The sequence below is a fragment of the Corynebacterium nuruki S6-4 genome (genome assembly GCF_007970465.1).
GTDB classification, from domain to species: domain Bacteria; phylum Actinomycetota; class Actinomycetes; order Mycobacteriales; family Mycobacteriaceae; genus Corynebacterium; species Corynebacterium nuruki.
This window is the reverse complement of the sequence record NZ_CP042429.1, coordinates 2,766,501-2,780,106: the sequence shown is the minus strand read 5'-3', so window position 1 is coordinate 2,780,106 and position 13,606 is coordinate 2,766,501. Positions and strand designations below refer to the sequence as shown.

14 protein-coding genes are annotated in these 13,606 nt (G+C 69.3%); 6 read left to right on the top strand and 8 right to left on the bottom strand.

Features of this window, described 5'->3' with window-relative positions; all coding sequences use genetic code 11:
• Positions 1 to 621 (bottom strand): non-oxidative hydroxyarylic acid decarboxylases subunit B, encoded by a 621-nt coding sequence (locus FSW06_RS12565; RefSeq protein WP_029449336.1) that lies wholly within the window; start codon positions 619 to 621, stop codon positions 1 to 3.
• Positions 622 to 700: 79 nt separating this feature from the next.
• Here FSW06_RS12565 and FSW06_RS12560 point away from each other — a divergent pair, with 79 nt between their 5' ends.
• Positions 701 to 1,114, top strand: a complete 414-nt coding sequence (locus FSW06_RS12560; protein WP_029449338.1) for a MarR family winged helix-turn-helix transcriptional regulator — start codon at positions 701 to 703, stop codon at positions 1,112 to 1,114.
• Positions 1,115 to 1,234: 120 nt separating this feature from the next.
• Here FSW06_RS12560 and purB read toward each other — a convergent pair whose 3' ends face one another.
• On the bottom strand, positions 1,235 to 2,665 hold the full coding sequence (purB, locus tag FSW06_RS12555) for an adenylosuccinate lyase (RefSeq protein ID WP_010120030.1): 1,431 nt from the start codon (positions 2,663 to 2,665) through the stop codon (positions 1,235 to 1,237).
• Between the two features lie 170 nt (positions 2,666 to 2,835).
• On the opposite strand from purB, the gene FSW06_RS12550 reads away from it, so the two are divergent.
• Entirely contained in the window at positions 2,836 to 3,267 is a 432-nt protein-coding gene (locus FSW06_RS12550; RefSeq protein ID WP_010120031.1) for a hypothetical protein, read from the top strand.
• Positions 3,268 to 3,282: 15 nt separating this feature from the next.
• Here FSW06_RS12550 and FSW06_RS12545 read toward each other — a convergent pair whose 3' ends face one another.
• The 6 genes from FSW06_RS12545 to purD form a co-directional block, all read right to left on the bottom strand.
• Positions 3,283 to 4,536, bottom strand: coding sequence for an alpha-hydroxy acid oxidase (locus FSW06_RS12545; protein WP_010120032.1), 1,254 nt, complete (start codon positions 4,534 to 4,536; stop codon positions 3,283 to 3,285).
• A gap of 28 nt (positions 4,537 to 4,564) precedes the next feature.
• Entirely contained in the window at positions 4,565 to 6,247 is a 1,683-nt protein-coding gene (locus FSW06_RS12540) for an L-lactate permease (RefSeq protein WP_010120033.1), read from the bottom strand.
• 124 nt (positions 6,248 to 6,371) lie between these two features.
• Complete coding sequence (locus FSW06_RS12535; protein ID WP_029449341.1) at positions 6,372 to 7,223, bottom strand: Fpg/Nei family DNA glycosylase; 852 nt, start codon at positions 7,221 to 7,223, stop codon at positions 6,372 to 6,374.
• A complete protein-coding gene (locus FSW06_RS12530) occupies positions 7,216 to 8,280 on the bottom strand; it encodes a YbjN domain-containing protein (RefSeq protein ID WP_010120035.1) in 1,065 nt (354 codons plus the stop codon). The genes FSW06_RS12535 and FSW06_RS12530 overlap by 8 nt, the downstream gene beginning before the upstream one ends.
• A gap of 15 nt (positions 8,281 to 8,295) precedes the next feature.
• A complete protein-coding gene (locus FSW06_RS12525) occupies positions 8,296 to 9,105 on the bottom strand; it encodes a hypothetical protein (RefSeq protein WP_139024439.1) in 810 nt (269 codons plus the stop codon).
• Between the two features lie 52 nt (positions 9,106 to 9,157).
• Positions 9,158 to 10,438 carry a phosphoribosylamine--glycine ligase gene (gene purD, locus FSW06_RS12520; protein ID WP_010120037.1) on the bottom strand — a complete coding sequence of 427 codons (1,281 nt, stop codon included), beginning with the start codon at positions 10,436 to 10,438 and terminating at the stop codon, positions 9,158 to 9,160.
• A 32-nt stretch (positions 10,439 to 10,470) separates the two neighbouring features.
• On the opposite strand from purD, the gene FSW06_RS12515 reads away from it, so the two are divergent.
• The 4 genes from FSW06_RS12515 to FSW06_RS12500 all read left to right on the top strand — a co-directional run bounded on the left by FSW06_RS12515 (position 10,471) and on the right by FSW06_RS12500 (position 13,605).
• Positions 10,471 to 10,899, top strand: a complete 429-nt coding sequence (locus tag FSW06_RS12515; protein ID WP_010120038.1) for an HIT family protein — start codon at positions 10,471 to 10,473, stop codon at positions 10,897 to 10,899.
• A gap of 6 nt (positions 10,900 to 10,905) precedes the next feature.
• Positions 10,906 to 11,886 carry an esterase/lipase family protein gene (locus tag FSW06_RS12510; protein ID WP_010120039.1) on the top strand — a complete coding sequence of 327 codons (981 nt, stop codon included), beginning with the start codon at positions 10,906 to 10,908 and terminating at the stop codon, positions 11,884 to 11,886.
• A 426-nt stretch (positions 11,887 to 12,312) separates the two neighbouring features.
• Positions 12,313 to 12,861, top strand: a complete 549-nt coding sequence (locus FSW06_RS12505; RefSeq protein ID WP_010120040.1) for a PadR family transcriptional regulator — start codon at positions 12,313 to 12,315, stop codon at positions 12,859 to 12,861.
• A gap of 3 nt (positions 12,862 to 12,864) precedes the next feature.
• Positions 12,865 to 13,605 (top strand): ABC transporter ATP-binding protein, encoded by a 741-nt coding sequence (locus FSW06_RS12500; protein WP_010120041.1) that lies wholly within the window; start codon positions 12,865 to 12,867, stop codon positions 13,603 to 13,605.
• Position 13,606 lies beyond the last annotated feature (1 nt).

Genomic DNA, 13,606 nt, shown 5'->3' with positions numbered 1-13,606 from the left:
TCACTTGAGGAACTGTGGTTCGGAGCGGTCGGCGAGGTGTGCCCGCGCCGCGCGGGCGTCGGCGAGTCCGGTCCAGCGCTTCGCGTCCGGCAGATCGAGACCGATCTGGTCCAGGATCCGGGCGACGATGTGGTCGAGGATGTCGTCGACGGACTGCGGGAGGTTGTAGAACGCCGGCATGGGCGGGACGATCCGGGCCCCCGACCGCGACAGCGCGAGCATGTTGTCGAGGTGGATGTCACTCAGCGGGGTCTCCCGCGGCACCAGGACCAGTGGCTGGTGCTCCTTGAGCATGACGTCGGCGGCACGGCCGATGAGGTCATCGGCGTACCCGACCCGGATACCTGCCAGCGTCTTCATGGAACAGGGGACGACGATCATGGCGTCCGCACGGAATGAGCCGGAGGAGATCGGGGCGGTCTGGTCGCCCGGGCCGTACACCACATCCGCGAGGCGCGAGACCTCCCGGGCGGTGTAGGGCGTCTCCAGTTCAATCGTCGTCCGTGCCCACCGGCTCATCACGAGATAGGTCTCGACACCGTCGATGGTCGCGAGACATTCGAGCAGTCGGACGGCGAGCGGCGCACCGGTCGCCCCGGTGACCCCGACAATCAGTTTCATGATGTCCACTCCCAGCTTCGAACCTAATCGTCCGTATACGGACGATCCCTGTACGGACGATACTGCTACACTGGGGGGCATGTCAATCCTCCGAGAGCGGATACCGCACCTGATGCGGCTCATACTCCAGGACCACTCGACCCGGTGGGCGGCTCAGATCCCCGAACTCACCAAGACCCAGTACGCCGTCCTCAAGGTGATCCAGGAACAGCCCTCGATCGAACAGAACCGCGCGGCAGCCCTCGCCGGCACCGACCGGTCGACCATCGCCGACATGCTCTCCCGGCTGGAGAACCAGGGACTCGTCCGACGCACCGTCGCCGCGGAGGACCGACGGCGACGTGCCCTCACCCTCACCGAACAAGGCAGCGAGCTGCTCCGCGCGACAATTGACCGGGTCAGCGAGGTCGACCACTCACTACTCGAACCGTTGACCGCCGACGAGCAGGAGACACTGTCCCGGCTGCTGCGCAAGATACTCGACGCCCGGTAGTGACGGCGGAGCCCACCCCACCCGGACGCGAACTGACCCGGATCTGTCCGTCCGGCAGGACCGGAACGGCAGATCCGGGTCAGTTCGCGTCGAGCGCCCTCCCCGCAGCGTCCTGCAGTTCTACAGGATGTCGCCCGGGGTGTAGGCGGCGGCGTCCGGGTACTTCTCCACCACGGCGGCGATCCGGGCCAGCACCCGGTCAACCTGGTCCTCGGCGGCACCGATGAAGGCGTGCCGGTCGGCCAGCGCGGCGTCCAGCGCGGCCTCGTCGAGCGGGAAACGCTCATCGGCGGCGAGCCGCTGGACGAGATCCTGCCCGCCACCGTTCTCCCGCATGTTCAGCGCCACGGCGACCGCGTTCTCCTTGATGATCTCGTGGGCGGTCTCCCGGCCGATGCCGGTGCGCACCGCGGCCATGAGGATACGGGTCGTGGCGAGGAACGGCAGGTAACGCTCCAGCTCCCGGTCGATCATCGCGGGGAAGGCGCCGAACTCGCTGAGCACGGTGAGGAAGGTCTCGCACTGGCCGTCGAAGGTGAAGAAGGCGTCCGGCAGGGCGACACGACGCACCACCGAGCAGAAGACGTCGCCCTCGTTCCACTGCGACCCGGCAAGGTCGGAGGCCATCGTCATGTAGCCGCGCAGGATGATCTGCATTCCGCCGACGCGCTCGCAGGACCGGGCGTTCATCTTGTGCGGCATCGCCGAGGAACCGACCTGACCCTCCTTGAAGCCCTCGGTGACGGTCTCGTTGCCGGCCATCAGGCGGATCGTCATCGACAGCGACGACATCGCCGCACCCGTCTCCACCAGGGCGGAGAGCGCGTCGAAGTCGAGGGTGCGGGGGTAGACCTGGCCGACCGAATCGAAGATGCGGGAGAAACCGAGCTCCTCGGCGATCTTCTTCTCGAAGGCGGCGAGCTTCTCGACATCGCCGCCGAGCAGGTCGAGCATGTCCTGGCTGGTGCCCATCGGCCCCTTGATGCCGCGCAGCGGGTAGCGGGACAGCAGGTCCTCGATCCGCTCGATACCGATCATGAGTTCATCGGCGGCGGAGGCGAACCGCTTGCCCAGCGTCGTGGCCTGGGCGGCGACATTGTGGGAACGGCCGGCCATGACGAGGGTCTTGTACTGTGCGGCGCGCTCACCGATGCGGGCGAGCACGGCGACGGCCTTGTCGCGGGCGATCTCCAGGGAGCGGCGGATCTGCAGCTGCTCCACGTTCTCGGTGAGGTCACGGCTGGTCATGCCCTTGTGGATGTCCTCGTGCCCGGCCAGGGCGTTGAACTCCTCGATGCGTGCCTTGACGTCGTGGCGGGTGACCTTCTCCCGCTCGGCGATGGATGCCAGGTCGACATTGTCGATGACACGCTCGTAGTCCTCGATCGCGCCGTCGGCGATGTCCACCCCCATCTCCTTCTGGGCCTTCATCACGGCGATCCACAGCCGGCGCTCGGCGAGGATCTTGTCCTCGGGGCTCCAGATGCGGGTCAGCTCGGGGGAGGCGTAGCGGTCAGCGAGGACGTTGGAGATCTTTTTCTTGTCAGCCACGGTCACCAGTATCCCACACCGGCCGGACGCAGTTTTCCCGGGCGCGGCGTCCTCCACCGCAGCAGGCGTGAAAAGCCGGTCCGATTCTGCAGACTCCGGTGTATCGACCGTGCAGAATCGGACCGGTTTTTCACGGCGTCCGTCCGGACGCCGACCGGTACCGTGGGGCCATGCGCCCTCACCGCCCGCTGTTCCTCGGACCCGTCATCCTCCTCGCCCTCGCCGGGTGCTCCCCGGACGAGGACGCTCCCTCCGAGACCTCCACCGGAACATCGGCGGAGTTGACCTCCGTCCCCGTCCTGGGCAACACGGCTGCCGACGGCAGCTGCGATCCCGACATCATCGACATCGACCACGAACGTCCCACGATGGCCCTGATCTGGAACATTCCGGACGGCTACCCGGAGGCGGAACTGACGACAACCCTCCACTTCACCGATCCCGCACGGAACGCCGAAGCCGGCGGCGGCATGGGCTACGGCGGTGGCAGTAGTCGGGCGTCCCTGGTAACCGGCACACCGAACGAGGACATCGACCACATCGAGGTCACGGCGACCACTGCCGCCGGCAGCGCCAGGACCTGCACCATCGACGTGGCGTGACCGCAGGGCACCCGTCTACTCCACCGTCTGCCCCGGCTTCTCGACCCGGTTGAAGCGGGAGAGCTGGGTGACGTGCTCCGGGACGAGTTCGTCGACCGTGTTGACCTGCAGCAGCTTCATGGTGCGCTCGATCTGGGAGCGCAGGATCTCGATGGTGCGGTCCACGCCTTCGCGTCCACCTGCCATGAGGCCGTACAGGTAGGCCCGCCCGATCAGCGTGAAGTCCGCGCCGGAGGCCAGGGCGGCGACGATGTCCGCACCGTTCATGATGCCGGTGTCCACGATGAGCTCGAAGTCCTCACCCACGGCGTCCCGTACCGAGGGAAGCAGCTGGAACGGGACGGGGGCGCGGTCGAGCTGGCGTCCGCCGTGGTTGGACAGGACGATGGCGTCCACCCCGAGCTCGGCGAGTTTCACCGAGTCCTCGACATTCTGGACGCCCTTGACGGCGATCTTGCCCGGCCACATCTCCCGGATGATCTCCAGGTCACGGAAGTTGATGGTCGGGTCCATCGCGGAATCGAGCAGTTCACCGACAGTGCCGCCGGTCGAGGACAGGGACGCGAACTCCAGCGGCGGGGTGGTGAGGAAGTCGATCCACCACCAGGGCCGGGGGACGGCGTCCAGAATGGTCTTCGCGGTGAGCTGCGGCGGGATGGAGAAGCCGTGGCGGGTGTCGCGCATCCGGTTGCCGGCGACGGGGGTGTCCACGGTGAAGAAGAGGGTGTCGAAGCCGGCCTTCGCGGCGCGTTCGACGAGACCGTAGGAGATGTCCCGGTCCTTCATGACGTAGAGCTGGAACCAGTTGCGGCCGGCCGGGTTGGTGGCCTTCACGTCCTCGATGGAGGTCGTGCCGAGGGTGGAGAGGGTGAACGGGATCCCGGCGGCCGCGGCGGCACCGGCCCCGGCGACCTCGCCCTCGGTCTGCATCAGGCGGGTGAATCCGGTCGGGGCGATGCCGAACGGCAGGGCGGAGGTGCCGCCGAGGATGGACGTGGTGGTGTCGATGTGGGAGGCGTCCCGCAGGATCGACGGGTGGAACTCGACGTCCTCGAAGGCCTGGCGGGCGCGGGCGATGGAGATCTCGCCCTCCGCGGCGCCGTCGGTGTAGTCGAAGGCGGAGGCCGGGGTCCGGCGCTTGGCGATCTTCCGCAGGTCGTAGATGGTGAGGGCGGATACCAGCCGGCGTTTCTTCGCGTTGAACTCCGGCTTCTTGAACTTCATGAGTTCGAAGATCTCTGACGGGTGGGGGAGCTGACGGGTAACCATGTCAAACTATGGTACGCCTTGCCTGACCTCAGGGCAGCGTACCTTCTAATATGTCCGACTGCAGTCCGTTGAGCAGACACAGCGCCACGAGCATGCCGGCACTCCAGCCGACGACCTTGCGCAGCAGCACGGACTCCTTCCCCACCAGCCCCACCGCCGTGGCGACGATCGCGAGGTTCTGCGGGCTGACCAGCTTCGCCATCACACCTCCGGAGGTGTTGGACGCCACCATCAGTGCCGGATCCAGACCCGCACCCTCCGCCGCGGTCTGCTGCAGCGTGGCGAACAGGGCGTTGGCGGAGGTGTCCGAGCCGGTGACCGCGGTCCCCAGCCAGCCGAGCACCGGGGAGAAGAAGGCGAAGGCCGCCCCCGCACCGGCGATCCACGTGCCGACCGTGATGGTCTGCCCGGACTGGTTCATCACGTACGCCAGCGACAGCACCGAGACGACGGTGAGTATCGTCCAGCGCATCTTGACGACGTTCGTCACGTACAGTTTCGCCGCACTGGTCAGCGGGTAGCGGTAGACCAGCGCCACGATCACGCCCGCGATAAGCAGCAGAGTGCCCGGGCTCGACAGCCACTGGAAGTCGAACACCGTCGCCCCCGAGGTCTCGCCGTCGGCGGTGAGGATGTTGCCGTCCAGACCCGGCCAGGAGATGCTGACGTCCGTGTCGGCGAGGAGGTCCTTCAGCGGCGTCCACAGCTTGGCCAGGCAGAACAGTGCCACGACCAGCAGGTACGGGAACAGTGCCATGAACACGCGGCCGCCGGTGAGTTCCCGGTCGGTGTCGCGTCCCTGTGCGGCGGCAGCGGCGATCTCCGCGTTCTCGTCGGACGCCGCGGCGTCCTCCTCCTCGCGCTCCATCCCGAGTTTCCGGCGGGCCTCCGCCGTCCCCTTCGGTTGCCAGAACCGCAGCATGATGACCGCGGCGGCCAGTCCGCAGAGCGAGGAGATGATGTCGGTGAGTTCCACCGAGATCCAGTTGGACGCCACGAACTGGGCGACAGCGAACACCGCGCCGATGACGAGGGCGACCGGCAGGCACTCCTTCAGACCGCGGAGTCCGCCGACGATGAGGCAGAGGAACATCGGGACGAGCAGTGCGATGAAGGGGGTCTGCCGGCCGATGATCGCACCGATGTGCTCGTAGTCGATGCCGGTGAGGTTGCCGGCGGTGATCACCGGGGTGGCGATGGCGCCGAAGGCGACCGGGGCCGTGTTGGCGACGAGGACGGCGACGGCGGCGCGCATCCGTGGAAAGCCGACGGCCAGCAGCATCACGCCGGTGATCGCCAGCGGAGCGCCGAATCCGGCGAGCGCCTCGAGCATGCCGCCGAAGCAGAAGGCGATGAGGACCGCCTGGATGCGGGGGTCGTCGGAGATGTTGTCGATGACGGCGCGCAGGTCCTCGAATCTGCCGGACTGCACGGTGATCTCGTAGAACCAGATGGCCGCGATGACGATCCACATGATCGGGAAGAGTCCGAAGACCGCTCCCTGGGTGGCGGACAGTCCGGCAAGGTCGACGGGCATGTCGTAGACGAGGGCCGCGACGAGCAGTGAGACCGCGAGGGCGGCGAGCCCGGCCCAGTGCGCCTTCCAGCGCAGCAGGCCGAGGCCGACGAAGACCGTCAGCAGCGGGAGCAGGGCCACCAGGGCGGACAGGAAGGTGTTGTCCGCGACCGGGGCGAGGTCAGGTTGGTACATGGACGCTCCGTGGGTGTCGGATGGAAGACCGGACACGGGCGGGACGCACTTGACCGGTCAAGAAATGTCGGACCACACAATAGTGTGTTATCTCTCACAAATCTATGCGCGGGGGTGGGTCAGCTCAACCCCGCTGGCACGTCGGACACCAGTAGACTTTCCGGCCCGCCAGCTCCCCGACCTCCACCGGCGTCCCGCACACCAGGCACGGCTGCCCGGCGCGCCGGTAGACGTACACCTCTCCCCCGTGGTCGTCCCTGCGCGGCGGACGCCCCATCGCCTCCGGCGTGTGTTCCGGACGCACCGTGTCGATGCGCCCCTTCTCCTCGCCGTCGGCCATCAGCCCGACGAGGTCCGCCCAGACCGCGTCGAGCTCCGCCGCGGACAACGCCTTCCCCGGACGCCGCGGGTCGATCCCGAGCCGGAACAGCACCTCGGTGCGGTAGATACTGCCGACCCCGGCGTACAGCCCCTGGTCCATGAGCAGTGCCCCCACCGGCTTCGACGACCGACGGGTCTTCGCCAGTGCCGTCGCCAGCTTGCCCTCGTTGAGCCGGCCGGCCGCGGTCCCGCCACCGACGGGGAGCAGCGGGTCCGGTCCGAGCTTCGCCACCGCGGCGTCCTCCGCCTGCGGATCGATGAGCACGCACCGTTGCGGTCCGCGCAGGTCGGCGGCGACCTCTGCGTCCGCGATCCGCAGCCGGACCTGACCGTGCGGCGGCGCCAACGGCTCGAACCGCAGCGTGCCGATGAGCCCCAGATGGATGTGGACGATGCGCGGATCCGGCCGGTCCTCCCCGCCGAAGTGGATGAACAGGTGCTTGCCCCAGGCCTCGGCCCCGGCGAGCACCATGCCGTCGAGGGCGGCGGCCTGGTCGGCGAACCGGCCCTGCGGCGAGCTCACCGCCACCGGCCGACCGGCGAACTGTGCGCTCAGGCCGTGCGCCAGCCGGTGGATCACATGCCCCTCAGGCACCGGTCTCCCCCGTGATCTCCGCGCCCAGTTCACGGTACCGGCGCCACACCAGGTCCCGGTCGTGGTGCAGGACTTCGGCGAGCTGCGCCTCCGACAGACCGGACCCGACCGGGCGGTGCAGGGCGCAGGTGAGGGTCGCACCGGCGCCGGCAGCTGTGCCGAGCACGGCGACGACACCGCCGGGCAGCACATTCGTCGCGCCGCACAGCGACATCACCCAGTCGGCGGTCGGCCCGTCGATCTCCCCGAGGGCCGCGCCGGCGGTGACGCTCAACGCGCCGTCGTGCAGTGCGATGTCCGCACCGGTTCCCGGCCCACCGTCAGGGCCGGTAGGACGTAGCCAGCCGTTCCCGCGGCGTCCGGACGCCCCCTCCTCGCGGGTCGCGGTGGTCCGCACCCCGTCCGCGGTAAGGCACGCCGCCATCCGGTCCAGCGACACAGCGGGGGTCGGGCCGCCCGCCAGGCCGTAACGGTTCCCCGGGGTGACGAGCAGGCGCAGGTCACCGGTGTAGGCGCCCATTCCCGTGGAGACATCGTCCGCCTCCGGGAACGGTGCGTGGACGTCCGGCCACTGCGCGGCGAGAAACTCCGCCAGCGAGGACAGGCCCGCCAGCGCGCGGCGGACCCATTCGTCGAGCTGCCGGACGGTCACCCCGGCGCCGGCGGTGAGCACCGAATCCGCCCGGACCCGCAGCGTGCCGCGCCCGTCGAGTTCGGCGTGGACCCGCTGCACGGTGTGTCCCGCGTTCCACTCGTTGAGGGCGTGCAGCACCGAGCGGTCGGTGGCGGGCAGTTCGCCGGTCCACAGGGCGTCGACAGAGAAGGCGAGCGGGGCGACGTCGACCGCCACGGTGACCTCGAAGGGTCCCGTGGCGGTGCGGACCTCCGAGGCCCCCGACGGTGCGGCGGGACAGCCGGCCTCGGCGAGCACGCGCTGGACGACCGAGGTCACCTGGCGCGGTTCCGCGTGGGAGTCGGGGGCGACCTCGTCCTTGCCGGGGTCGGGCGCGTCCTGCCATTCCCGACGGGTCTTCCGCTGTTTCTTCCTGCCGAACATGCTGCTCTCTTCTTGTTACTTCGTCGCCGGCTGACCGGTGATGCGGGCGACCTGGCGGTCCGCGAGGTCCAGCAGGATCTGCGGTTCCTTCAGTCCGACCGCGCTGACCCGGAAGAACACCCCCTCGGCGGTGCCGGTGACGATGATCACCGGGTCGGAGGCGTTGTCCGGGGACGCCGGGTCCTCCTCGACGACCGTGATGACGTGCACGTCCTGCGCCCCGACGACGGCTCCGTCGGAGGCCTGCGCATGGTAGGTGACCGGGGGCTTCGAGGGATCCAGGGAGGAGGTCCGGGTGAAGGTCGCGCAGCGTGAGAGGTCGTCGGGGACCTGGTCCGCGGCGTCGTGGGCGGTGGAGACCAGTCCGTCGATGACTGTCCGGTCGTTGTCGTCGTGCGGCAGGAACTCGGTCACCGCGGTCGTGTCCGGGTGGTCGTGGAGTTCCAGGAGCAGGGCGTTCTCGTCGGGGACGATCCCGCTGCACTCGGCCGGGTCGACCGTGTCGCCGCCGGTCTCGCGCAGTTGCGACATGAAATCGGAGACCGAGTCGTCATCCTCGTCGAAGACGTCGGCGACGTTGTTCCAGCCGTAGCCGGCGGGGGCGTCCGCCTTCTGGAGCATGAGATCCGACGGATCGCCGGACGCCGCCGACGACGGCGCGGTGGAACTGTCGCCACCGGCGGCGCCGGTACTGCTGCTGTCGTCGCCGTCATCGGAGCCGCAGGCCACGGCGCCGGACAGCAGACCGGTCGCCGCCAGTGCCGCGGCGACGGTGCGCACGGTACGGCGGGCTCGGCGGGTACGGGAGAAAGCTCTGACAGTCACCGGTCCAGCCTATCGTGGAGCGACGGGCAGCAGGTCCCTGGCCCGGCGCGCGTTACTCCGGGATACTGATGCGACCCTCGACCGCGGCGAGCCCGATGTCCGTGCGGTAGTGACCGCCCGGCAGGTCGATGGTGGCGAGCTCGGCGTAGGCGGCCTCGCGGGCCGCCTCGAGCGTCGCCCCCGTGCCGATGACGTTGAGCACCCGACCGCCGGAGGAGACCAGTGCACCGTCCTTCTCCGCGACACCGGCGGCACGCACACCACGCCTCTCGTCACCGGCGGCGACACCGGAGATCGCCACCCCGGTCACCGGCTTCTCCGGGTAACCCTCCGCGGCGAGGACGACGGTCACCGCGTAACCGTCCTCCCACTCCAGCGGCGGCAGCTGGTCGAGCGTGCCGGTCGCCACCGCGTTGAGGACGCCGCCCAGCGGGGTCTTCAGCAGATCGAGCACCGCCTGGGTCTCCGGGTCGCCGAACCGGCAGTTGAACTCGACGACCGCCGGGCCGTCCGCACCCCAGGCCAGGCCCGCGTACAGCAGGCCGGAGAACGGGCAGCCGTCCTTCACCATCTGACGGGCGACGGGGACGCAGACCTCGTCGACGATGCGCTGCACCCCGTCGGCGGGCAGCCACGGCAGCGGCGTGTACGCGCCCATCCCGCCGGTGTTCGGGCCCTCGTCGTTGTCACGCACCCGCTTGTGGTCCTGGGCGGGCAGCAGCGGGACAACCGTCTCACCGTCGACCAGGCAGAACAGCGAGACCTCCGGGCCGTCGAGGAAGCTCTCCAGCAGCACCGGGTTCCCGGCGGCGTGCACGTCGTGGACGTGCTGGACCGCGGCGGCCCGGTCGGGGGTGACGACGACGCCCTTGCCGCCGGCCAGACCGTCGTCCTTGACGACCCACGTGGGGCCGAACCGGTCGACGGCGGCCTCGATCTCGGCGTCGGAGGCTCCCGGGCCGACCTGCTCGGCGTGGGCGGTGCGGACGCCGGCGGCCGCCATCACGCCCTTGGCGAAGGCCTTCGACCCCTCGATCCGGGCGGCGTCCGCCGACGGGCCGAAGACCGCGAACCCGGCGTCCCGCAGTGCATCGGCAACCCCGGCGACCAGCGGGATCTCCGGGCCGATGACCACGAGGTCCGCGGCGAGTTCACCGGCGAGGGTGAGGACCGCGGCGGCGTCCTCCCCCTTGACGCCGGGGTGCAGGGTGGCGACCCCCGCCATCCCGGGGTTACCGGGGGCGACGTGCACCTCCGTCACCTCCGGATCCTGCGAGAGGGAGTAGGCCAGGGCGTGTTCGCGGGCTCCGTTGCCGATGACGAGTGTGCGCATGGCCCCTGATGATACCGGCTACCATCGGGGCCATGACTACCGTGTTCAGCAAGATCATCGCCGGCGAGCTGCCGGGCCGTTTCGTCTACCGGGACGAGACCGTCGCCGCGTTCCTCACCATCGAACCGATCGCCTACGGGCACACCCTCGTCGTCCCGGTCGAGGAGATCGACAGGTGGACCGATGTGCCCGCTGACCTGTGGCTGCATCTCAACGAGGTCGCCCAGCAGGTCGGCAAGGCCGTCGTCGACGGTTTCGGCGCCCCGCGCGCCGGCTACCTCATCGCCGGATTCGAGGTCCCCCACACCCACATCCACGTCTTCCCCGCCGCCGACATGTCGGGCTACAACCTGTCGAACATCATGGGGATGGATGACACGGACCCGGCCCAGATGGACGCCGCCGCGGAGAAGATCCGTGCCGGACTGCGGGCGCAGGGTGTCGCCGGGGTGAGCGAGTAACCCACCGTGTCGCCGAATAAGCCGGAGAACGAACCGGAGGACCTCTCGACGTTCGTCGACGCCCTCACCGCCGCCGCGGCGGCCGAGAGCGCCGACCCGGTCCAGCACTCCTGGTCGGAGCAGCTGGCGTCCTTCTCCGACGGGCTGCGCAACACCCTCGGTTTCACCTCCCGGCTGGTCAAGCTCGCGCCCCATCCGGCGGGGCAGGACGCCGTGCCGGTCGGTGCGCGGCAGAGTTTCGCCGGCTATGTCGACGATCTGTGGTGGGCCCGGCCGGACGCCTGGCGGCCGTACCCGGTGGTGCTCATCCACGGCACCATCTCCTCGAAGACGGTGTGGCAGGATCTCGTCACCCTGCTGCGCGACGACGGTTTCGTCGTCTTCGCCCCGGACTACGGTCACCACGGCACCGCGGAGTTCCGGCAGTCCGCCCGGGACGTGGCCGCCTACATCGACCAGGTTCTCGCGGCGACAGGTGCGGCGAAGGTGGACATCGTCGGCCATTCGCAGGGCGGCCTGCTGGCGCGTTACCTGGTCAATGAGCTGGACTTCGCCGACCGGGTGCACCATCTGGTCACGCTCTCCGCCCCGCACCACGGGACGACGACGAATGCGCAGCTGGCGTCCCTCATCACCGCCAACGGGCTGGCGGCGAAGGTGGCGGAGCAGACGGTGGTGCGCTTGATGGGTGTCGCCGGGATGCAGCAGGTTGTCGGCTCCCCGCTGCTGCGCGACATCGCGTCGTCCCCGGAGATCCGGCCGGGGGTGCGGTACACGTGCCTGGTGACGAAGGTGGACACGACGGTGGTGCCGCCGGAGTCCGGTTTCCTCGGGCCGGACACCGGTGAGGACGCGACCGTCACCAACGAGTACGTGCAGGATCTCGGCGCGGGCCGGGTGCTGCACAACGACATGCCGTCGGACGCCGACGTGCAGCGCATCGTGCACGAGAAGCTGGTCGAGGGGCTGGAGCAGGGGCGAGAGTAGGGCCCGGCCTGCACTGCCCGGCCTTGGGCTGCTCGGTCTTGGCCGGACTTTCCCGGTCGGCCCTCAACATTATGCGTGCTGTAGCGCGTCCTACGGAACGCCGAAATCCCTTTCACCTGCAGGTTTCATGTCGGCAGCCTCGGTTGAGAACGCATAATGTTGACGCATCATGTCCCGAAGGCCCGGCCGATTGACCGGCACCCTCCGTCTCCGGACTCTGCGCCGACAAATCCGGCATCCCGTGGCAGGGAATGCCGGATTTATCGGCGCAAAGTCGTGGCACCGCGGCCGTCATCGGCAGGAGGGCAGGACCGTCACGTGGTCGGGATCGAGGGTTCCCTTGTGTTCCTCCCACACTTGCTTACTCGGTAACTTACCCGGTAATCTCTAGCACAACTTACCGGGTAAGCAACAGAGACGAGCCACATGTCCATCAAATTCGCACTGCTCAGCCTGCTGGCGGAGGCACCCGCGAGCGTCGGCCATCTGCGCAGCACCTTCGAAGAACGCACCGGCCACACCTGGCCGGTCAACGTCGGCCAGGTGTACCAGACCGTCCAACGGCTCACCCGCGACGGTCTCGTCGAGGTCACCGGCACGGAAGCGGGACAGTCCGGGCGCCACACCGACCTCTTCGCCCCCACCGCCGCCGGACTCGCCGAACTGCGGGACTGGTGGGAGGCGCCCGTCCTGCCACCCCGCAACGACCGCGACGACCTCGTCATCAAGACCGCCATGGCCGCCAGTTCCCCGCCCGGGCAGCTGCCCGAGGACCTCACCCTGCTGATCCACCGGCAACGCCTCGCCACCCTCGACGAACTGCGCACCCTGACGACAGAGAAGGCCGCCACCCCGGCCGTCCGCAGTGCCGACCGGCTCCTGCTCGAACGACGCATCTTCGACCTGGAGTCACAGATCCGCTGGCTCGACCACATCGAGACCCTGCCGCCCGCACCCACCACCCCGGAGGACTGAGCCATGACCCGCCCCAACACCACCTCTCCCCTGTCCCCGCAGCAGCTCAGCAACTCCCCGGTCTCCACCGCACCGGCGCTGCAGCTCGACCACGTCAGTCGCGTCCACCGCGACGGGCCGACCACGGTCACCGCCCTCGACGATGTCTCACTGATCGTCGAGCCCGGCGAACTGGTGGCGGTGATGGGCCCCTCCGGGTCCGGGAAGTCGACGCTGCTCAACATCGCCGGCACGCTGGACTCCCCCACCTCCGGCACCGTCCGGATCGGCGGGGTGGACGTGTCCGCGCTGTCCGCGACACGGCGTGCGGAGGTCCGCCGGCGCCACGTCGGCTATGTCTTCCAGGACTACAACCTCATCCCCACCCTCACCGTGGCGGAGAACATCACCCTGCCGCTCGAACTCGACCACGTCGGACGCCGCACCGCCCGCCGCCGGGCACTGGCCGCCCTCGCCGAACTCGGACTGGAGGATCTCGCCGACCGGTTCCCCGCCGAGGTCTCCGGCGGTCAGGCCCAACGCATCGCCATCGCCCGCGGACTCATCGGCGACCGCCACCTCATCCTCGCCGACGAACCCACCGGCGCCCTCGACTCGGCGACCGCCGAATCGGTGCTGGACCTGCTGCGCTCCCGGATCCGCGACGGGGCCGCCGGACTGCTGGTCACCCACGAACCCCGCTTCGCCGCCGTCGCCGACCGCACGGTCCACCTGCGTGACGGTGCCGTGCTGGGAGGTGCCTGAC

Coding starts and splice junctions, on each gene's coding strand:
- FSW06_RS12500 (WP_010120041.1), top strand. CDS start 12,865: ATGACCCGCCCCAACACCACCTCTCCCCTGTCCCCGCAGCAGCTCAGC.
- purD (WP_010120037.1), bottom strand. CDS start 10,438: ATGCGCACACTCGTCATCGGCAACGGAGCCCGCGAACACGCCCTGGCC.
- FSW06_RS12565 (WP_029449336.1), bottom strand. CDS start 621: ATGAAACTGATTGTCGGGGTCACCGGGGCGACCGGTGCGCCGCTCGCC.
- FSW06_RS12505 (WP_010120040.1), top strand. CDS start 12,313: ATGTCCATCAAATTCGCACTGCTCAGCCTGCTGGCGGAGGCACCCGCG.
- FSW06_RS12545 (WP_010120032.1), bottom strand. CDS start 4,536: ATGGTTACCCGTCAGCTCCCCCACCCGTCAGAGATCTTCGAACTCATG.
- FSW06_RS12550 (WP_010120031.1), top strand. CDS start 2,836: ATGCGCCCTCACCGCCCGCTGTTCCTCGGACCCGTCATCCTCCTCGCC.
- FSW06_RS12560 (WP_029449338.1), top strand. CDS start 701: ATGTCAATCCTCCGAGAGCGGATACCGCACCTGATGCGGCTCATACTC.
- FSW06_RS12530 (WP_010120035.1), bottom strand. CDS start 8,280: ATGTTCGGCAGGAAGAAACAGCGGAAGACCCGTCGGGAATGGCAGGAC.
- FSW06_RS12515 (WP_010120038.1), top strand. CDS start 10,471: ATGACTACCGTGTTCAGCAAGATCATCGCCGGCGAGCTGCCGGGCCGT.
- FSW06_RS12540 (WP_010120033.1), bottom strand. CDS start 6,247: ATGTACCAACCTGACCTCGCCCCGGTCGCGGACAACACCTTCCTGTCC.